17 protein-coding genes and 4 pseudogenes are annotated in these 19,086 nt (G+C 69.4%); 9 read left to right on the top strand and 12 right to left on the bottom strand.

What is annotated here, in order from left to right; all coding sequences use genetic code 11:
• Window positions 1-174 precede the first annotated feature (174 nt).
• Window positions 175-551, top strand: a pseudogene (gene tpg / locus ACZ6TD_RS47520) (telomere-protecting terminal protein Tpg); the annotation flags it as partial.
• Window positions 552-943: 392 nt separating this feature from the next.
• Here tpg and ACZ6TD_RS47525 read toward each other — a convergent pair.
• From ACZ6TD_RS47525 to ACZ6TD_RS47535, 3 genes are all read right to left on the bottom strand, one after another.
• Window positions 944-1,651, bottom strand: a complete 708-nt coding sequence (locus ACZ6TD_RS47525; protein WP_471348434.1) for an SDR family NAD(P)-dependent oxidoreductase — start codon at window positions 1,649-1,651, stop codon at window positions 944-946.
• Window positions 1,652-1,728: 77 nt separating this feature from the next.
• On the bottom strand, window positions 1,729-2,712 hold the full coding sequence (locus ACZ6TD_RS47530; RefSeq protein ID WP_471348435.1) for an amidohydrolase family protein: 984 nt from the start codon (window positions 2,710-2,712) through the stop codon (window positions 1,729-1,731).
• A gap of 2 nt (window positions 2,713-2,714) precedes the next feature.
• Window positions 2,715-4,001 carry a multidrug effflux MFS transporter gene (locus ACZ6TD_RS47535; protein WP_471348437.1) on the bottom strand — a complete coding sequence of 429 codons (1,287 nt, stop codon included), beginning with the start codon at window positions 3,999-4,001 and terminating at the stop codon, window positions 2,715-2,717.
• A gap of 107 nt (window positions 4,002-4,108) precedes the next feature.
• Between ACZ6TD_RS47535 and ACZ6TD_RS47540 the strand changes: the two genes are divergently transcribed.
• Window positions 4,109-4,549, top strand: coding sequence for a MarR family winged helix-turn-helix transcriptional regulator (locus tag ACZ6TD_RS47540; RefSeq protein ID WP_471348439.1), 441 nt, complete (start codon window positions 4,109-4,111; stop codon window positions 4,547-4,549).
• A gap of 557 nt (window positions 4,550-5,106) precedes the next feature.
• On the opposite strand, the gene ACZ6TD_RS47545 is transcribed toward ACZ6TD_RS47540, so the two are convergent.
• From ACZ6TD_RS47545 to ACZ6TD_RS47555, 3 genes are all read right to left on the bottom strand, one after another.
• Window positions 5,107-5,649: a hypothetical protein gene (locus tag ACZ6TD_RS47545; protein WP_471358684.1), complete on the bottom strand. Its 543-nt coding sequence runs from the start codon at window positions 5,647-5,649 to the stop codon at window positions 5,107-5,109.
• Window positions 5,650-5,914: 265 nt separating this feature from the next.
• On the bottom strand, window positions 5,915-6,373 hold the full coding sequence (locus tag ACZ6TD_RS47550; protein ID WP_471348442.1) for a hypothetical protein: 459 nt from the start codon (window positions 6,371-6,373) through the stop codon (window positions 5,915-5,917).
• Between the two features lie 235 nt (window positions 6,374-6,608).
• Window positions 6,609-7,496 carry a tyrosine-type recombinase/integrase gene (locus ACZ6TD_RS47555; RefSeq protein WP_471358686.1) on the bottom strand — a complete coding sequence of 296 codons (888 nt, stop codon included), beginning with the start codon at window positions 7,494-7,496 and terminating at the stop codon, window positions 6,609-6,611.
• A 672-nt stretch (window positions 7,497-8,168) separates the two neighbouring features.
• Between ACZ6TD_RS47555 and ACZ6TD_RS47560 the strand changes: the two are divergent.
• Window positions 8,169-8,686, top strand: a pseudogene (locus ACZ6TD_RS47560) (MmyB family transcriptional regulator); the annotation flags it as partial.
• A gap of 327 nt (window positions 8,687-9,013) precedes the next feature.
• Here the strand turns inward: ACZ6TD_RS47560 and ACZ6TD_RS47565 are convergent.
• Entirely contained in the window at window positions 9,014-9,406 is a 393-nt protein-coding gene (locus ACZ6TD_RS47565) for a VOC family protein (protein WP_471348444.1), read from the bottom strand.
• 112 nt (window positions 9,407-9,518) lie between these two features.
• Entirely contained in the window at window positions 9,519-10,481 is a 963-nt protein-coding gene (locus tag ACZ6TD_RS47570) for a TIGR03564 family F420-dependent LLM class oxidoreductase (RefSeq protein WP_471348446.1), read from the bottom strand.
• 130 nt (window positions 10,482-10,611) lie between these two features.
• On the opposite strand from ACZ6TD_RS47570, the gene ACZ6TD_RS47575 reads away from it, so the two are divergent.
• The 3 genes and pseudogenes from ACZ6TD_RS47575 to ACZ6TD_RS47585 all read left to right on the top strand — a co-directional run bounded on the left by ACZ6TD_RS47575 (window position 10,612) and on the right by ACZ6TD_RS47585 (window position 13,331).
• Window positions 10,612-11,178 (top strand): TetR/AcrR family transcriptional regulator, encoded by a 567-nt coding sequence (locus tag ACZ6TD_RS47575; protein WP_471348448.1) that lies wholly within the window; start codon window positions 10,612-10,614, stop codon window positions 11,176-11,178.
• Window positions 11,179-11,269: 91 nt separating this feature from the next.
• A pseudogene (locus tag ACZ6TD_RS47580) lies at window positions 11,270-11,724 on the top strand (aldehyde dehydrogenase family protein); the annotation flags it as partial.
• Window positions 11,725-12,329: 605 nt separating this feature from the next.
• Window positions 12,330-13,331: a cupin domain-containing protein gene (locus ACZ6TD_RS47585; RefSeq protein WP_471348450.1), complete on the top strand. Its 1,002-nt coding sequence runs from the start codon at window positions 12,330-12,332 to the stop codon at window positions 13,329-13,331.
• Here the strand turns inward: ACZ6TD_RS47585 and ACZ6TD_RS47590 are convergent.
• Window positions 13,291-13,947, bottom strand: a complete 657-nt coding sequence (locus ACZ6TD_RS47590) for a TetR/AcrR family transcriptional regulator C-terminal domain-containing protein (protein ID WP_471348452.1) — start codon at window positions 13,945-13,947, stop codon at window positions 13,291-13,293. The two genes, ACZ6TD_RS47585 and ACZ6TD_RS47590, sit on opposite strands and share 41 nt — an antisense overlap.
• 163 nt (window positions 13,948-14,110) lie before the next feature.
• Here ACZ6TD_RS47590 and ACZ6TD_RS47595 point away from each other — a divergent pair.
• The 3 genes and pseudogenes from ACZ6TD_RS47595 to ACZ6TD_RS47605 all read left to right on the top strand — a co-directional run.
• Window positions 14,111-15,030 (top strand): annotated as a pseudogene (locus tag ACZ6TD_RS47595) (FAD-dependent monooxygenase); the annotation flags it as partial.
• Window positions 15,031-15,428: 398 nt separating this feature from the next.
• Window positions 15,429-15,536 (top strand): hypothetical protein, encoded by a 108-nt coding sequence (locus ACZ6TD_RS47600; protein WP_471358690.1) that lies wholly within the window; start codon window positions 15,429-15,431, stop codon window positions 15,534-15,536.
• Entirely contained in the window at window positions 15,533-15,724 is a 192-nt protein-coding gene (locus ACZ6TD_RS47605; RefSeq protein WP_471358880.1) for a hypothetical protein, read from the top strand. The genes ACZ6TD_RS47600 and ACZ6TD_RS47605 overlap by 4 nt, the downstream gene beginning before the upstream one ends.
• 61 nt (window positions 15,725-15,785) lie before the next feature.
• Here the strand turns inward: ACZ6TD_RS47605 and ACZ6TD_RS47610 are convergent, their stop codons facing one another.
• The 3 genes from ACZ6TD_RS47610 to ACZ6TD_RS47620 all read right to left on the bottom strand — a co-directional run bounded on the left by ACZ6TD_RS47610 (window position 15,786) and on the right by ACZ6TD_RS47620 (window position 18,988).
• A complete protein-coding gene (locus tag ACZ6TD_RS47610; RefSeq protein ID WP_471348454.1) occupies window positions 15,786-16,112 on the bottom strand; it encodes a hypothetical protein in 327 nt (108 codons plus the stop codon).
• Between the two features lie 568 nt (window positions 16,113-16,680).
• Window positions 16,681-17,769, bottom strand: coding sequence for a LacI family DNA-binding transcriptional regulator (locus ACZ6TD_RS47615; protein ID WP_471348456.1), 1,089 nt, complete (start codon window positions 17,767-17,769; stop codon window positions 16,681-16,683).
• A gap of 58 nt (window positions 17,770-17,827) precedes the next feature.
• Window positions 17,828-18,988, bottom strand: a complete 1,161-nt coding sequence (locus ACZ6TD_RS47620) for an NAD(P)/FAD-dependent oxidoreductase (protein WP_471348458.1) — start codon at window positions 18,986-18,988, stop codon at window positions 17,828-17,830.
• Window positions 18,989-19,086: the final 98 nt, after the last annotated feature.

The following is a 19,086-nucleotide window of genomic DNA, read 5'->3' on the forward strand; positions in this document are numbered from 1 at the left end:
CCTGACCCGGCTTCGACCAGGCCACCTGACTTCATCGTCGACCGGCTTTTTCGGGCCGAACCTGGCCGGTTCCCCATCCGCGAGCAGTTCGAGGCCCCGGAGTTCAACCTCGCCCGGTACATCAAGGACGGCACCGTCACCGACGTCGACAGCGGAGAGTAGGGGAGGGCGACGATGAGCCTGTTCGGGGACGGCCTGGACGCCGCGGTGCAGAAGGCGTTCACCCGCCCGGCACCCAAGAGCGCGCCCGCGCAGATGCGCTACCTGGTCAAGCAGCTCAAGGGCACCAGGGCGGTCGCCGACCTGCTCGGGATGTCCCAGCGCCAGGTGGAGCGGTACGTGGCCGACCAGGCCAAGAACCCCCGCAAAGAGCTCGCCCCGAGCCTGGAGCGGGAGGTGAAGAAGCGGTGGCAGCCGCAGATCCGGGCCAGGCCCCGCAGGAGGCGGCGACGACCGACGGCCTCGTCATCGACACCCGTGCCCGGCTCGGCTACGTTGCGCCGATCGGAACGACGGGCCAGGACCGCCTCCGGCACCTGACCGTCGCCCTGCGCCGCAGCCAGATGAGCACACTTGTCGGCCACGGGCGTGACTTAGCTCCGGCGGTCCTCAACCGTCCAGCCGTCGCCCAGCTCGCGACGCAATACGCCCCCAGTGTTGCGTCGGCCTCACGTCGGAACGATTCCTGCTGCTCACGGGGCCAAGGCGAGGGTCCTGCCGGGTGATCCCAGTCCAGTGGGGACTGGTACAGGTCGGCGAGTCTCGTGAACTGCCCGACCCGGCAGGCGATGGAGGGGGAGTGGAGCGCCGAGTGGAGGTCGGAGGACTGCGCAGGACGCTCCCGGCGACGGCCGACCGGCACCGGCACCGGTGGGGGTGTCAAGCCGTCGAGTGGGCAGTTGCGCACCTGGGTTCGGCCAGCCGAGACGTGGCCGATTTTCCCTTACCAGGGGACGGGCTGACCATTGCGGTCCAGGAATGCCAGACCTTTGCTGCCAAGGTGGGAGAGCAGGACGTCGACGAGGAGCGGGGTGCTCTCTTCCACCGTGTACGGGGCGTCGTCGCCGCCGAGGGCGGTGCGGATCCAGCCGGGGGCCATGAGCAGCAGGGAGCGGTCGGTGTCGGTCTGGCGGGTGGCGTAGCTGCGCATGAACATGTTCAAGGCAGCTTTGCTGCCGCGGTAGACCTCGCGCAGTCCGTTGGTGTTGTTGGTGATGCTGCCTTGTCCGGAGGACATGACGCCGATCAGGCCGGTGGCGGTGACCAGGTCATCGAGCGCTTCGATGACGCGCAGGGGGCTGAGCGCGTTGGTCACCATGACATCGACGAAGTCCTGCGTGGGGACGGCTCCGATGGGGGTCTGCTCGTTGTTGGTGGTGCCTGCGTTGACGAACAGGATGTCGAGTTGCTGTCCGGCCAGTCGTTCGTGCAGGGGCGCGAGTTCTTCGGGCTGGGTGATGTCGAGGTGTTCGATGCGTATGCGTTCGCCGTGGCGGTCGGCGAGGTCGTGTAGCGGGGTGCGGGCGCTGCCCCGGACGGTGCCGATGACCGACCATCCTCGGTCGGCGAGTTCCGCCGCCATGGCGCATCCGAGTCCTCGGGACGCTCCGATGATCAAGGCGGTTCGGGTGTCAGTGGTGGGCTGCGACATGGCGCATCCTCTCCTTGTTGCTGGTACGGGTTTCTGTGTGGTCGTGGTTGCGGGAGTGGCCCCGTCCGGGCTGTCGGTCAGGACGTGGCAGGGGTGAGGCCGAAGAGGGCGGCGGCGTTGGCCGAGCTGACCTTGTGGCGGTCGGTGTCGGTGGCGAGGTGGCCGAAGAAGGTGTCGATCTCATCTCGGGTGGGCTGCTGGAAGGGGTAGTCGGTGGAGAAGATCAGCCGGTCAGTGGTCGTCACCGTCAGAGCGTGTTGCAACAGGGCGGGGTTGAACATTCCCGACGTCGTGAGGAAGACGTTGGTGCGGACGTAGTCCGAGATCGACCGCTTGAGTCCGGCGATGCGGGCGAGGCTGTCGGCCCGGTCGAGCCAGAAGGGAAGCAACTCGCCCCAGTGGCCCAGCACGATCTGCAGGTCGGGGTGCCGGTCGAAGGTACCGCGCAGGATGAGCCGCAGTGCCGCGGTCGCCGCTTCCAGGTGCCATCCCCAGCCGAAAGTGGCCAGACCCAGGTCGGTCATGGGGTCAAAACCCCGGTAGGTGGCGTCACGCAGCGCGTCAGAGGGGATCTGCGGGTGGATGAAGACCGGCTGGCCGAGGCCGGCGGCGGTGGCGAAGAAGTCGTCGTAGGCGGGATCGTCGAGGAACCGGTCGCCGGACCGGCCGTAGACCATGGTTCCCACGTGGCCCTGGGCTGCGGCGCGTTCGAGTTCGGCGGCGACGTGCTGCGGGGACGAGAGCGGCAGGGTCGACAGCGACCGGAACCGCGTGGGGTGGGCGCGGACCGCTTCGGTGGCGGTGTCGTTCGCCAGACGGCTGAGCACGACGGCCTCCTGCGCGGGCAGGGCCTGGGTTCCCGGCGGGGTGAGGGCGAGGACGGCCAGGTCGATGCCCTGGGCGTCCATGGTGGCGATCCGGCCGGCGCCGAGGTCTTCGAGGCGCTCGCCGACATCCCCACGCTCGTTGAACAAGAGGCTCTCGTCCGGGTGGGAGGCGGCCTTGAGGGCGGAGGTCAGCTCCGGCAGCATCCAGTGTTCTTCGATGCCGATGAGGCTCATGGTCAGTGTTCCTTCGGTGCCGTGAGCGTGCACTCTGGCGCGCCGGTGGAGGGGGTGCGGGAGTGTGGGGTCTCACCCGCTGTCGGGAAGTCCTGCACGGCGGGTGCGCTCGGGGGGAAGAGCGCGTAGGAGGCGGCGGCGAGGACGGCGAGCGCGCCGATCGCGATCGCCATGGGGACGGCCGTGTGGGGGCCTGCGATGCTGATGACCGGGGTGATGAGGGCGGCCAGGCCGAACTGGGCTGCGCCGACCACGGCCGATCCGGTCCCGGCCGCGTCGGGCACGGCGTCGAGGGCGAGAGCCATGGCCGGGCCGAGTATGAAACCCAGCGAGGCGACCGCGAAGAACAGGGGCACCGTCAGCCAGACCGGGCCGAGGGGCGTGAGTGCCAGGGCGAGCAACGCGAGCGAGGCAATGAGGAGCCAGGTGACGCCGATGGTCACGATGCGGCGCGGCTCGACGCGGTGCAGCAGCCGGGATGACAGGGCGCTGCTGGCGACGAGGCCGAGCGCGTTGAGCGCGAACAGCAGGCCGTATGGAACGGCGCCGACGCCGATGACCGTCTGGTACAGGAACGGGGAGGCCGAGATGTAGGCCATCAGGACCGCGAAGGAGAACACCAGCGTCCCGGTCGCGGACCCGTAGGCACGGCGCCCCAGCAGCCGGAACCCGCCCCGCTGGGCGGTGCCTCGCCTCTCGGGCGGCAGGCTCTCGCGCACGATCACCGCGGAACCGGCGAGCATGGCAACAGCCAGTGCGGCCAGCACCAGGAGCACACCGCGCCAGCCGATGGCACCGGCCAGCACGCTGCCCAGCAGCGGTGCCACGACCGGCGCCACCCCGCTCACGGTCATCATCAGGCTGAAAGCACGCGCCGCGGAACGCCCGGTCTCCAGGTCCGCGATGACCGCGCGGCCGATGACCATCCCGGCCGAGGCGCTCGCCCCTTGCAGCAGGCGCGCTGTCACGAGGACGGTAATCGTCGGGGCGAGGGCTGCCAGGATACTCGCGGTGACGAACACGGCCGAACCGGCCAGCAGCGGTCCGCGTCGGCCGTAGCGGTCGGACAGGGGCCCGAGAACCAGCTGCCCGGCGGCCAGCCCCAGCAGGAATGTGGTCAAGGTCAGTTCGATGGTCGTGGCACTCGTGTGCAGGTCCACTGCCATGCGTGGAAACGCCGAGAGGTACATGTCGATCCCGAACGGGGCGACGCTGGCCAGTACCGCGAGCATCGTGAGCAACGCGGGTGTGATCTTGCTGCCGGAAGACTCCTGCGAAGGTACGGACACAGCGATCCTCCGATCGGATATTTCATGCGATTGAGGGCAAAGGTAGGCGCAGATGAGTTACTTGTCAAAAGATAGTAATCGCCTGACAGGTAAATTACACTGTGGGTGTGGACGAGAAGCAGAAGGCCAGGCTGTTCGAACTCGCCGACCTGATCCTGGCGATCAGTCGGCACCTTCACGCCGCCAAGGCAGACACAGCGGAGTCGTGGACGCCACTCGAGGCAGCCGTCATGCGCTACATCGATCACCAGCCGGGCACCACGGCGACCCAGGCGGCCGAGGCGACTCGGCTGATCTCCAGCAACTTCAGCCGGGCGCTGCGCAAGCTGGAGCAGAAGGGCATGGTGCGCCGTGAGGCCGATCCCGATGATGCCCGGCGCGTACGCCTGTATCCAACGCAGAGGGCAGGCGAAAACCTGCGCCACCTTGAGGATGCCTGGAGTCGCCTCCTGGACGAGGCCGTGCCCGATGCCGCCGAGGCGGAGGCGGTCATCAGCACACTTCGACACATCGAGTCGCGGCTACTGACTCGCACGAGCCGAAGCTGAACAGGTGACAGCGGGGCGCGGCAGGCACCAGCTGATGTGGCGCCGCACGGGCGCCCGGCACGTGCGGTGGCGCGTCGGAGGGCCGCTCCCGGGCCCGTGCCCCCGCTCCTCGTACGACGACTGGGAGGCGGAGGCGGGAGAGCAGGCCCGTGTAGCACGCTCACCGGGCGTGGCCGACTGGTTCGGGACGTACTCCGTCTGTCCGGGTGTCCGCGAGCAGGCGAGGCAGATCTTCGACAACCTCCGCGTCCTGCTCGCCGACTGCCCCCGCGATCGACGAGGCGGTATCGCGCCGGACGACCTCGCTGTCGATTCCCTACGGAGCGATCATTCGCAGTTCCTCATTGGCGGCCGAGTCGTCGTGGGGCCGCCGGGCGGCCGTATCGATGCTAGCCACGGTTGGCAGAAGGTTGAAAGCCGCACCCGACGCCCCTGGGCGGGCGAACCATACGAAGGGCTGGCACTCTCCCGTGAAGAACATTGGGGAAGGGTGAGCGAAGGGTGTTCCGTCCCCAGCGGAGCGCGGGGCACGAGGCGATCGGGAATACCGGGTGTGCTCACCGGGTCAGTGCGAGCAGTTCATCGATCACCGGGTTCTCACCACCGTCACCGAGGTGGGCGATGGCCGCGAACGGGGCGATCACCTGGCTCCAGGCGTGGAGCCGGTCGCCATCGAGCCCGCACGCCGCCGCCACGCGCGCGCAGCGGGTCTCGACGCCCTCCAGCCCGGCGCCGGCTACGACGTAGTCCACAGCGTCGAAGCACGGATCACCGACACAGGCTTTCGGATCAATGGCCATCAGGCCGCGTTCCGCGCCGCCGTCGAGCACGTTGGGCACCCGGCCCGAGGCAGCGAACCACCCCAGCATTCCGGCCTGCTCGGCCAGAAGGGACCGCTCCGGACTGATTTTCAGCACCGCAGGCGTGCCGTCGGGCCAGCGGCACCGCAACGCGACCGACGAAGCACCGTCCGGGAGGGGCGCACCGAGCGAAAGTCCCCACTGGGACGTGAGCCGCGCGACGAGATCCGGCGTGTCAGCGCACCATGCGGCAACCTGGGGACCGAATCGACGTACCAACCGCGTAGTGACGCTCTCCACATCCACCAGCGGCCGTTTCACACGGGTCAGTCTGCCACCCGCGCGACCTTTGTCCACCGCTTTTCCACCGCTCCTGTGCACGCGAGCCGACGAGCGCATCGGACCAGACCACGTTCGACAGCGGTCGGCCAGGTCCAGATCAGGGGAACAAGGTCGGCAAACCCAGCAGCGGATCACCGCTCGGCCGCGGCGGATCCCGCCTCTCCCGTTCGTGCGGCAGCACATCAACATTTATCTGGACGAATTTCGTCGTGACGCCCCGCAGTCACGGGCCTGCCCGGTCCACGAAGTCGCGCTGATCCTTGAGGCGGACAGTCAGGTCGGGCCAGTGCTCGGACCACCGCGCCAGATCGTCCGCGGTCAAAGACCATCGCGAGCGCAGGGCTCGGCCCGGCAGGAATCGGACGCAGGTCCCGGTGGTCCCGTCGGCTTCGACGGGCTCCAGATCGGTCACCGGGAAGCCGTGCTCATAGCGCTGGCTCCAGGATCCGTTGATGCGGCGGTTGGTATGGATCAGCCATTCGCTGAGCGCTGCGACGACGGACATGCCGCGGCGCGGATGTCCGTCTGGCAGCCGTTCTGTCTCCGGGAGGTCGAAGAACCGCAGGTCTTTCGTGGCCATGACAGGCTTCTTCACCACTCGGCCATGCTCGTCGGCCCGGGTGTCGGTGCCTCGTCCGTCATCCTTCACCGACACGGAGCGGTCGGTATGCAGCGTGACCACGCATCGTCCGCCGCCCCGGCTCGCTGCCTCGTCAGCGGCGTAAGCAACGATCTCAAGAACAAGGTGTCCTGGCCCACCCGGAGCGAACTCTGCGGGCCTCTGGCGGATCTGGCGGAGATGGTCCGCGTCCACGGTGCCGTGCCAGTCATGCGTGGTGTTGACCCAAGAAGCCGTTGATCCATCCATCCGGCAATTATCCGTCGGGGCTCTCGTTCAGGCTGCCGAAATCATCCGCTCAGCAGTGATCGTCAGGGCCGAGTTCGGCACTCTCTCCGAGGTCGGCGAGGAGGCTGCGGATCCGACCGGTGATGGCGTTGTGCCGTTCGACCTCGCGGGGCCAGCCGCGCTCGACGGCGTCCTGGGCGAGTTGGTGCTCGCGGGCGAGCCGGGACCGCTGGCGCGGGGCGTACTCACTGGTCGTGAGGAACTTCGAGCAACGGAGGTAGAGATCGCACTCGCAGGGCCCTTCGGCGGGTGTCCGCAGGCAGTGGCCGAGTTCGAGTTCGGTCTTGAACAAGTTGGTCTTGAGCCAGTTCAGGGTGTCTTCGCCGATTCTTCTGCTCAGGGGTTCCTCGGCGGCCGGTCCCGCGATCCGTCCGCCGGCGGCGATGACTTTCTCGTACTGCTCTTTCAGGACGGGGTCGCTGATGTGGGAGTACGTGGCCGACATCTGCGCGTTGCGGTGCCCGAGGACCGCCATGATGGTCTGGATCTGGGCGCCGCCTTCGGCGAGCTGGGTGCCGACCGTGTGGCGAAACCGGTGGGCGGTCACGGTGGGGTTGCCGTCGCCGTCGACGAGTCCGGCCTTGCGGCAGGCGATCTCCAGGGCGTCTTCGAAGAGGAAGTGCCGGCCCATGGGCTTGTCCCGTCGCATGAACACGTAGCGGACCGGCCGCCCGGCCCATGCATCATGGCGGGCCGCGGCGTTCGCGGCCTTGGCCGCGTCGATCAGCTCGCGCAGGGCGTCGGCGGCCTGGGGATGCAGGGGGACCATGCGCTCGGCGTAGGTCCTGCCGACCAGGATCCGCAGACGTGGATAGCCGTCGGGGTAGGCGTCCAGGCAGTCCAGGGTCAGCCGTGCGATCTCACCGCGCCGGGCACCGCTCCAGCGCAGCAGAAGCAGAGCGGCGCGTTAGTGCCGGTCTTCGAGTTCTCCGACCGAGTCCGTGAGGCGGTCCAGCTCGGTCCTGGGGATGAACCGCGGCAGTACGGAGGGGAGTTTGGGCATGTCCGAGCGGCCGAGGAGTGGTCTGCCCGGGACATCGCTCCAGTCCCACTGGCTGGTCTCGCGGAAGAACTGAAGCAGTGGGCTGAGGCAGGTGTAGCGGGACCGTGCCGTTCAGAGGACGCCCGGTACTGGCATTGATGTGTTCGTGGCGGTGGGCCATGAAGCCCTCGACGTGCCGCCGCTCCAGCTGGGTCATCGCATCGACTTCGGAGTGGACCCGGGCGAGCCAGCGCGGGAAGTAGCGGAAGGCGTCGCGTGAGTGGCGGACGGACTCCGCGCGGTCGCTGGTCTGCAACCGTCCCGCAAGCCAGCGCGTCACCGGGGCGGCGAGCGCCGGCGGCGTCTCGGGAGGGGGGAGTTCCGTCCGCCCACAGTTCGGCGGTCTTCAGACCGTGGAACGGCGGCTCGGGGGCCTGTCCGATGTTGAACAGCAGCACATGGACGCCGTGCAGCCTGGTCAGACACGCCTTCTGGTAGATCTCGGTGAGCTGGTCCATGGGCATGCGGCGGCGTGCATTGGAGACATGGCTGGCTCGCACGAACCCGCCCTCCGGCCGGGCGCAGTAACGGCTGCCGCAGACCGCCGGCTTCGTGATGTCCGCCGCATGCGAGGTCCTCGCCTGGAACGACCTCGCGGCCGCGCTCACGGAGGACTTCCCCCGCTTGCCCCCCAAGGACCGCAACCTCGCCCGCCGGGCCTTCCCCGGACCACGGCCCGCCGATACGACGCTGCACGGAATCTCAGACGCCGCCGACTTCCGGCTGAGCATCGTGATGCAACTCCACGCCGCCCTCGCCCGCTACCCCGCCGATCCCGCGGTGACCGGCCTCGTTGACGAACTCCGCGATGCCAGGCCCGACTTCGCCCAACTCTGGGAACGGCACGACGTACAGGCCGCGCCGATGCTCACCAAGACCTTCCGCCACCCGACCGTCGGCGACGTCACCGTCGACTGCGACACCCTCACCCTCACGGACCATGACCAGTACCTGGTGCTCTTCACCGGCCGCCGGGATCCCCCGGCGCCGAGGCCCTGGCCCTGCTGAACGTTTTGGGAGCACAGGCCAGTCACTACCTGCCGTAACGCCACAGCCAGTCCCCGTGAGCGCCATCGCCGACAGGGCGACTTGCTGACCCGGCCGGCCGTGGTCTCCTCATCCGACACCGCTACCGGGGGGGCGCCGGACTCCGCCGACGTCTCCCCGGCCGGGGTCTCACCCCAGGGGCTCTTTGACGCAGGTGTCGGGATACTCACCCCAGGTCCGGCCATCGAGCAGGCGGCCGACGTCCGCGGCAGGGGCCGGGCGGGACGGCCTCGATGCGTTCCGCGTCTGCCTGACCAGGACTCACCGACTGGATCGGACACGGCCTGCCCCTGCCGTGACCTGTGCGGGCGACACTGGGGCGGTTCTCAGCAGTACGGGTAGGGGGCGGTGATGAACTCGGTCAGAACCGTGCCGCCGGGGTCGAGCGCGTAGACCCCGCGACCGCCGAACAGATGGTTGATCTGGCCCTCCTTGGACTTGTGCGGGTCCGCCCAGAACCTGATCGACTTCTCCTTCAGGCGCTCCAGGATCGAGTCGAACTCGTCGTCGGTCACGAGAAAGGCGAGGTGGCTTTCGTTGATGCGGTCCGGCGGCACCAGGGCGTCGGCGAAGTCGATGCCGACGTTGTTCGATGTGTCCACCTGGGTGAACAGGCCCCAGTCGCACGGGGCCGGGGCGTCCATCAGCTCGGCCAGGAACGCGGCGGACTCACGCCGGTCACGGCAGTGGACGATGATGTGGTTCAGCTCGTTGGGCATCGCGTCTCCTGGTGAAGGTGAGAGGCCCAGCGTCCTGGCTGGGCTTCCTGGTGCGCGCACACCGCGATCACGGCAGAAGGAGTCGGGGCGGTGTAGCCGGTTCGGTCCCGGTTCACAGACGCTGGGCGATGGCCCAGGTCCGCGTGCGGTCTTCGGTATCGAAGAGGTCGGTGTGGGTGATCATGACCTCGGTGGCCCCGGCGTCGAGATAGCGGCGCAGGCCGGCGGCGACGGTGTCCTCGTCGCCGGCGATCAGTAGGTCCGCCGCGTTCGACAGTCCCTCGGTCGCGATGACCTTCTGGTAGGACGGGATGCTGTCGTAGAAGCCGAGGGCGGCCGATGCGCGGTCGCGGGCGGCTGCGGCATCGTCGGTGACCACCGCGGGTACCCCGGCCACGATTTGCGGGGCCGGCCGCCCGGCCGCGGCGGCGGCTTCGGTGATGGTCGGCACGATCTGTTCGGCGAGCGTGTGGGGCCCGGCGAGGAACGGAATCGTTCCCTCGGCCAACTCGCCCGCAGCCGCGAGGGCCCGCGGCCCCATCGCGGCCACCAGAACCGGGACCGCCGGGGAAGCCCCGGCCACGGCCGTCGAGCCGACCGGGCGCGACGCCAGCGTCTCCCCTTCGAAGGCGGTGTCGTCGCCGTCCAGCAGCGGGCGCAGCGCGGTGAGGTACTCGCGCAGGTGCTGGATCTGCGGCGGATACGGCAGGCCGAACTGCGGCTGGAGCACAGTGCGTGCGCCGAGCCCGACACCGAGCCGGAACCGCCCTGCGGCAGCTGCCTGCGCCGTCTTCGCCGCCGCCGCGAGCAGCAGAGGATGGCGGGGATATATCGGCACGACCGCGGTGCCTACGTAGACCCGGGGCTCCGCCCGGCTCGCCAGCGCCGCGAGCTGGGGCGCGTCGTAATCCGCCGCCTGCCCGAACCACACGGTGCGCACACCGGCGTCGGCCACCTCGCGCGCGAACTCCACCGCCCGGTCCACAAGGTTGGTCATGCCGGGTTCCTGCGCGAACGTGCCGCCCAGGAATACACCGACCCGCGTTCCGGCAGCCTCCATCACCAGCTCCTTCATCTGATCCGGCCCATACGGCTCACGTCGCCTTCATCACCGCAGCCGCTGTCCCGCAGCACCACGGTGATTACAGGTTCTGAAATCACCGTACACCTTGATTGCAGTCTCTGCAGTCATTACTCTGTGTGCCATGGGACGATGGCCGGCCGGCGCGCAGGAACGGCTGCAGGAAGCCGCGATCGAGTTGTTCACCGAGCGCGGCTACGAACGGACGACAGTCGCCGAGATCGCGAAGCGAGCCGGCCTGACCGAGCGCACCTTCTATAACCACTTCGCCGACAAGCGTGAGGTGCTTTTCCCTGATCAGGGCCGGTTCGTCGCCGAGGTCCGCGAAGCGGTGGGCGCGGCACCCGCGGAGCAGTCCCCGCTCGACGCGGTCCTCGCGGCATTCACGGCCACCAGTGACTGGTTCGACCAGCGCCGGGACGCGTCACAGCGCCGCAGGCACATCCTTGACGCACATACCGATCTACAGGAACGCGAACGGGCGAAGACGGCAGCCCTCGGTGAGGCGATCGCCGGCGCACTGCGCACCCGGGGCATCCACGACCCGGCGGCCACGCTGACCGCCACCGTCTCCGTCGCCGCGTACCGGCTCGCCTCAGCCCGGTGGCTGGCCGACCCGCAGCACGCCACCCTCGGACACCACCTGCACGCAAGCTTCGACGATCTGCACCGCACCGCACGCACCTGGTAGCGCTCCACCGATACCGGCTGTGGCCGTCAGGGCATCGCAGGGGACTGGTGGGGATTGTGGTTGGAGACTCGGCGTTGATCGATGATCATCGGCTGGCGTCGTCGGTGCGGTCGTGCCCTGGAACTTCCCCCTCACGCTCGCCGGCTGGAAGATCGCCCCGGCCCTGGCCGCCGGCTGCACGGTCGTCCTCAAACCCTCGGAGAACTCGCCTTTGTCGGCACTGCTGCTCGCCCGTATCGCCCTGGAGGCAGGCATGCCCCGGGGGTACTCAATGTCGTCAACGGCAACGGCCCGATGGCCGGCCGTGCCCTCGGCCTGCACCCGCACGTCGACGTCGTGGCCTTCACCGGCTCCACCGCCGTGGGGCGCCACTTCCTGCACTACTTCGCCGAGTCCAACCTCAAGCGCGTCTGGCTGGAGCTGAGCGGTAGGTCACCCAACATCGTCCTGCCCGATGCCCTCGACCTCGAAAGCGCCGCAGCGACGGCCGCCTGGGGCATCTTCTTCAACCAGGGCGAGATGTGCACCGCCCCCTCGCGGCTACTAGGGTCCGTCTTCAAAGATCACTTCGTGATGGATCATGGTGGGTGTGATACGTCGCCGACCCCACAGGGCAGGCCACGGTGACCGTCATGGTGATTCGTCGCTGGGCCGCTGCGGCGGCCGCCACGCTGGCAACCGCCGGCCTCGTGGGCTCCGCTCCCTCGAGCTGGGCTGTACCGAGCACCCCGAGTACTGCGTCGCATGGCGGTCGGGCGCCTCGCAGTCGACGGCCGCGGACCGCCGGGCCTTCGCCAACGATCTCGCCCATTCCCAGCTCATCGCCGTCTCGGCCCGCTCCAACCGGGCAAAGAGCGACAAGGGCCGTTCGATTGGCAGCCGGACCTGGCCAGCTACCGCTGCACGTACGCCCGTGCGTGGATCTCGGTCAAGCACGCCTACGCCCTCACCACGGACGAGGAAGAACATGCCGCGCTGACTGGCATGCTCGAACACCTGTGCCTGAGTGCCTGCTTGCAGTCTCGTATCCGGCCTCGGGGGAAATAGCTGAACAGGGCGGGGCACAGCGCAGGAGGTCCGGGTCGCATGGGCCCCGGGCCACGGCAGGGTCGTCGGAGCGGCGATTCCGAGGGGGCGGAATGTGGCAGAAGGTGTCGAACGAGGGACTGCCCGCGAATGAGCAGTCGCCGTTCTGTAGCGAGTTGGTCTCCCGTGAGCTGGCACCGCTCACCCTCAGCAGCGGGAAGGGCGCAGCGGGCTTCCCTGCTTGGGCCTCGGTGCTGGACCTCGATTCCGTACGGGTGGCCGCGTACAGCAGCCCGCCCGCGTACCTGAGACGCACCCGGGCGGACATCCGGCGGGCCGACCCGGGCACGTACCAGCTGACCTTCGTCTCCGGCACCCCCTTGTGGATCAGCCAGCGGCGCCAGGACTCCGGGCTCGTGCTCGGCGACATGGTGCTCTTCGACGTATCGCACCCCTTCGAAGGCGCAGTGCCCGACAGGGGCCGCCACACCCAAGTGGTCATCATGCAGCTGCCGTGCGAGGAGCTGCCGCTGCCACCGGACAAGGTCTACCGGCTGCTCGCTCAGCCCATGTCGACCCGCACCGGCGTGGGAGCGATTATCGCCCGGTTCATGACCACGCTGGAGGTCTACGGCCCCGACTGCGACCCGCGTGACCTGAGCCGATTAGGGGCGATGGCGCTCGACTTGGCGGGCGCCTGCCTGGCCCAACACCTCGGAGCCTACGACGACCTTCCGCCCGAGACCCGCCAGCAGGCCATGCTGGCCCGCGTCAACGCCTTCATCGACCACAACGTCGGTGACCCGGATCTGGGAGCGGCGGACATCGCCGCATACCATCACATGAGCGGGGAACTCGGCCGGTTCGCCACGGCGCACGAGGCTGCGGCACTGGCCATGCGTCAGGTGCCAGCGCCTCCGGGCCCAGTCAACCACCACCGCCACGAGCTGCTCGTCGGAGGCGGCCGACGGCATCGCACCACCCGCTGGCTCCTTTACGGACTCCTGCCCCGTCGCCGTCTAGTCAGAGAGGGACACCCCCGCTGTTGCCTATGCCGAAGATCGAGCCCGTACCAGCCGTTCGAGTTCAGGAGTGTTGGCGGTTGGCGGTGTGTTCGAGTCCGGTGATCAGCAGGTCCAGTTGGTAGTGGAAGTCCGTTTCCGCGGCGGCTGGGTGGAGGGTCTGGATGGCTCGGTGGAGGCGTGGGAGGGCGTCAGCCGGAATGGTGTGCTGGAACCACTGTTGATCGTGCTGGTTGTCCTCGAATGTGTCTTCTCGTACTGGTTGCAGCTGGATGGTGCCGAAGACGAGGGCGGTGAGCGCGTTGGCGGCGCGTAGCGCGTCGTGGTCGTCGAAGCCGGCGTCGTGGAGTGCGGCGAGTAGTTCCTCGACCGGGCGCAGGGCTTCGGTGGTGCGTGGGCTGGTGCTGCCGGTCGTGATGAGGGTGACGACGATCGGGTGTGCGCTGAGCGCGTGGTGGATTCGGTGCCCGATGGCGCGGAGGCGTTCGGTCCAGGACTGGTCGCGGTCGGGGATGGCGATGCCGGAGAAGACGCGCTCGAGGATGCCGCTGACGATCGCGGCCTTGTTGGGGACGTGCTTGTAGAGCGACATGGCTTCGACGCCGAGTTCGCGGGCGACCCGGCGCATCGACAGGCCGTCGAGGCCGTGGCGGTCGCCCAGCCTCAGGGCGGCGTCGAGGATCCGTTCGCGTGACAGCGGCTGACGGACGACCTGTTCCACGTCCACCTCCTCGGCGTCACTCTACGTCGCGTCTCCGGGCCACCGGAACACTCCGGCTTACAGATGTAAGCTGCCAGCGAAGCTCACACATGAAACCGGGCGGGGGCGAAGGGCGGAACGCACCGAGGTACTGGTCGTCGGGGCCGGGCCAACGGGTCTGACGTTGGCGTGTGAGCTGGTCAGACGTGGTGTGGAGTGCCTGATCGTGGACAAGGAACCGGTAGTCGCACACGGGTCACGGGCGAAGGGTCTGCAGCCGCGCGGCTTGGAGGTCCTGGATCAGTTGGGGGTGGCGGCGGAGGTGTTGTCGTTCGGCTGGACCTCGATGCCGACGCTGGTGTACCGGCGGGACCAGGTGGTCACCCAGCTTGACACCACGTCGGGTTGGGAACCGTCGCGGGCGACCCCCTACCCCGACCTGCTGTGGGTGCCGCAGTGGCGGATCGAGCAGGTGCTGCGCGATCTGCTCGCCGCGTCGGGTCGTGCTGTGCGGCTCGGGTGCGAGGTGGTGGACCTGGCGCAGGACATCGGTGGTGTGACCGCGACTGTGGTCCGGGAAGGACAGTCCTCGTCGGTGCGGGCGGACTACGTGGTGGGCTGCGACGGCGGGCACAGCGCGGTGCGTCGGCTGCTCGGGCTCTCGTTCCTCGGTGAGACCTTCGAGGAGGACCACGGACTCGTCGGTGATGTCGCGCTCGACGGTCTCGACCGGGACCACAGCCACCTCTGGGCCGACCCCGAGCGGGGCTTCCTCGGGCTCACCCCGCTGCCCAGCACGGACCTGTTCCAACTGCAGGCATCGGTTCCGTGGGACCCGGTTCCCGAACCGTCGCCGGCGACCTTCCGGCGCATCGCCCAGGAGGTGACCGGGATGGCGGGGTTACGCATCCACCGCGTGCCGTGGGTGTCATCGAGGCGGGTGAACGTGCGGATGGTGAACCGGTACCGGATCGGGCGTGGCCTGGTCGCCGGCGACGCCGCGCACTGCCACTCACCGGCGGGTGGCCAGGGCATGAAACCGGTATCCAGGACGCCAACAACCTGGGCTGGAAACTCGCCCAGGTCCTGCGCGGCGCGGACGAGTCCATACTGGACACCTATGAGCAGGAACGGTTGCCCGTCGCCCGGAAGGTCCTCGACGACTCCGAACGGCGGCGGCGCCGCGCCGCGGCCGAAGGTGTCGAGGGACTGCGCGGCCTGGCCGCCGACGTGGACACCTCCGGACTCACCATCTCCTACCGGGGCAGCCCCTTGGCCGTCGACACACCCGGCACCGGCGACGGGCCGTGTGCCGACGACCGGGCTCCTGACGCGATCCACCGTGACTCCGGGCAGCGACTGTTCGACCTGTTCCGCGGTCCACACTGGACTGTTCTGTCGTTCGGCGTGCCACTGCCATCGCTGGACTGTGACCGGATCCGGGTGCACGCGTCGACGAGGCGTGGCAGGCACACGCCACCTACGGCGTCAATGGTGCCGCGGTGTTCGTCGTTCGCCCCGACGGCTACCTCGGCCTGGTCTCCCGTGACGGCGCCGTGGCACCGGTGCTGCGCTACCTCCAGGACTTCGCCGTGGTGGCCGGGCGGTGAGGGGCATCGAGGTCACCGGCATGACCAAGCACTACGTCCGAGTGCCCACGGCCACCGGCCTGTCCTTCTCGGTGCGGCCCGGCCCGGGTGACCGGGTTTCTCGTCCCCCCGCGCTGACCGCCGTGATCTGGCACAACGACCACACCGGCCAGTCCGTCAAACGATCGCTGACCGACTACGGCCATTGATGTGGCAAGGCGGAAGGTGACCACACGGGTCTTGCCGGTGGTGGGAAGCCCACCGGACTTCTCAATTCTTCTTCCTGGGCGCCTTCTGCGACCTGTTGCCTTCTTGCGGCTTGGCCCGCTTGCGCGTGGTGCGCGTCGGCGTGGGAGATGGAGTGAGCACGGTCCGGGCCCGCCCGGGGCCGGGGAGATGATCCTGCGGGCGGAGGAAGGTGCGGGCCATGGTCAGGATGCGCTGTTCGGAAGCGCTGGCGCCGCCCCGGGTGAGTGTCGTGGCCGTCCGCAGCTGGGAACGGACGTCGAAGGCTCGCTTCTCAGTGACTGCTTGGGCGAGGTCGGCGAAGACGCGCTGCTGGTAGGCGTCGTGGTCGGCCAGCCATGCCCGGGCCAACCGAGCCGTCCATATGGACACGCAAGGCGGTGCCGTTCTCGAGGTCCACGTCCAGCAGCGACCCGATCGGCGGCGGGAAGGCGAACCGGCCGGCCCGGCCGTGCTCCAGCAGCGACAGACGTCCAGCTCAATCGCCCACGGTCAACGTAGGTCCGCAGGCAGCGCGCACGACAGAGAGCCGATCAGCCCCTCCTCGACCGGCAACCGCCCTGGCGGCACGACCAGTTGAGATCGTTGCGGCCGGGGTCGGCTTGTCTGGTGCGGGTCGACCGCCGTGGAGGCGTACGGCGTGATCTCTACCGGCCCGGTGCGGGTGGCGTGCGCGGGTGATGCGGGCAGGGCGGGCCCGGCGTCCTGCAGCAGCCCTCCCAGCGGAACCCCGGGCCTCCGCCTTCTCAAACGACCTGGCATCACAGCACGTCAACGGCTCGCTATCTGACAGATGTGCTTCGACAGGACAAGTGTCGATCCCGGAGGCCGGGGGCGGCGTGTTCGCCTTCGTCCGACGGACATGGTCTTCACGGGCCACCCGCCGGCTGCGGTGAGCGCCGTGCTCCGTCCCTGACGGTCAGCCGCCGATCGCGGCGGGGCTCGGGGGCGCCGTGGAGTCCCGTGTGATGAGGCGAGCGGGCAACAGATGGGTGGCCGGTTCGCGCGTGGGGTCGGCGATGGCGGCCAGCAGGTCCTCGGCCGCCGTGATCCCGATGACCTCGGTGGGTTGGGCCACCACCGTCAGCCGGGGCCGGACCAGGGGGGCCCACTCGTGGTCGTCGAAGCCGATCAGCGACACCTCGCCGGGGCAGTCCCGTCCGCTGTCCTGGAGCGCCGCGAACGCGCCGGCCGACAGCACGTTGTCGGTGCAGTAGATCGCGGTGACCGGGGGAGTGGCCCGCAGCAGCCTGGTGGCCGCGGCATAGGAGGCGGCGCTGGAATACGCGCTGTGCGCGATGTGTCCGGGGCGCACCGTCAGGCCCGCGTCGGTCATCGCCCGCAGATACCCGGCCAGTCGCAGGGTGCTGGGCCAGTGGGCGGTGGGCTCGAGCTCCGTGGCCCCGGCCAGCGCGCTGTCCGGGCGCGCCTCGCTGATGATCCCGATGTGACGGTGCCCCAGACCGATCAGATGGTCCACCGCGAGCCGAGACGCCTCGATGTTGTTGACCGACACGAAGCTCGCGCTGGTGGCCTTGGGGGCCGGGCGGTCCAGCAGGACCAGCGCGGTGCCGTCCTCGGTGAGGCGCCGGAGGTGATCGGCGTCGGCTCCGCCGACGGGCGCCACGATCAGGCCGTCCACCCGCTTGGTGGACAGCACCTCCACCGACCGGCGCTCCAGTGCCGGTTCGCCCTCGGTGCTGCTGACCAGCAGCTCGTAGCCGTGCTTCCGGATGGTGCGGGCGATGCTCTGCAGCGCGGCGGAGAAGAAGCGGTTGCTCATCTCCGGGATCACCACACCGACCGTCTCGGTAGTGCCGGTGATCATGCTGCGGGCCACCTGGTTGGGCCGGTAGCCCAGTTCCGCCGCCACCCGGACGACGTTGTCCCGCGTCCGCGCGCTGACCTCGGGGGCCCCGGCGAGCGCGCGTCCGGCCGTGGACTTCGACACCCCGGCGGCCTTCGCCACATCGACGATGGTCACGGACTGGTGCGCGGGTCGCGTCACGACAGCACGTACCCCTCTCTGTGTCACGGCACGCCGTTGGCTCGCCTCAACGCCACATTCAACCACCGTCGGTGCCGGGCGTCCGGTCCTCCCGCGGGTGGAACCGCCCCGGGCGGAAGGCGGTGAGCAGCGGATGGGAGCGGCCGGTCAGGACCTCGTCGGCCAGCAGCTCACCGGCGATCAGGCCGAGGGTGGCACCGCTGTGGGTGAACGCCACGTGGCAGCCGGCGATCTCCTCCAGCGGCCCCAGTACGGGTTCACCGTCCGCGGGGATCGGCTTGGGCCCGGCCGCGTACGACTCCAGCGGAAGCCGGGGCGTGCCGGCCAACACCGCCGACGCCTCCGCCAGTAGCCCGTCCACGGTGGACCGGCGGATGTCGAACGTGCCGTCCTCATGGCACACCACCTCCTCCTCGGACCAGCCCGAGTCCAACACCAGCGCACCGTCCGGGGTCGGCCGGATCGACACCCGTGGAGTGTTCAGCACGGCGCGCAGCGGAACGCCGACCCGCCGGGTGCGCACCAGCAGCGAGATGGGGGTGCGGTCCGCGAGGGACACCCCGAGCGTGCGCAGCACGGCGGGTGTGTCCGCTCCGGTGGCCAGGACCACCGCGTCGCAGTCGAAGCTCCGCCCGGACGCGGTGCGCACACCGGTCACCCGGTCCCCCGCGGTGTGCACGGAGGCGGGGCCCGCGTCGGTCACCAGCTCGCCGCCCAGCCCGGTGAACTCCTCGGCCAGCAGCCCGATCAGGGACGGCAGGTCCACCCAGCCCTCACCCGGGTTGAAGATCGCTCCGCACTCCGGCACGGCGGCCGCGTCGACACCGGGCGTCACGGCCGCGATCTCGGCCGGGGAGAGCCACTCCGTCTGGTAACCGATGGCTTGCTGGTGGGCGAACCGCGCGCGGAACTCCGCTTCCTGCCCGGCCGTCCCCCAGGCCAGTCCTCCGTCGAAGCGCAGCCAGCCCAGGCCGGGTGTGCGGGCGGCCAGGGTGCGATAGCGGTCCATGCCCAGCATCCGCAGCCGGTGGTACTCGGGGGAGCGGACGGCGGCGGAGTTCAGCCAGGCGAGCGAGCGCCCGGACGCGCCACCGGCCAGGGCGGTGTCCGACACCAGTGTGACGGCCGCGCCGCGCCGGGTCAGCTGATGTGCCGTGGAGACGCCCATAACGCCGCCGCCGAGGACGACCACGCGAATCCGCTGTGCTCCTGAAGTCATGCCTCTTCCCTTGTCCGGAACCGAACCGCCGGAGTGTGTCGTTCCGGGGTGGTCGAAGTCCGCGTTGGCTCCGGGAACGTTCCCGGAGTTTCTGGCGC

The sequence above is a fragment of the Streptomyces yongxingensis genome (assembly GCF_055597465.1).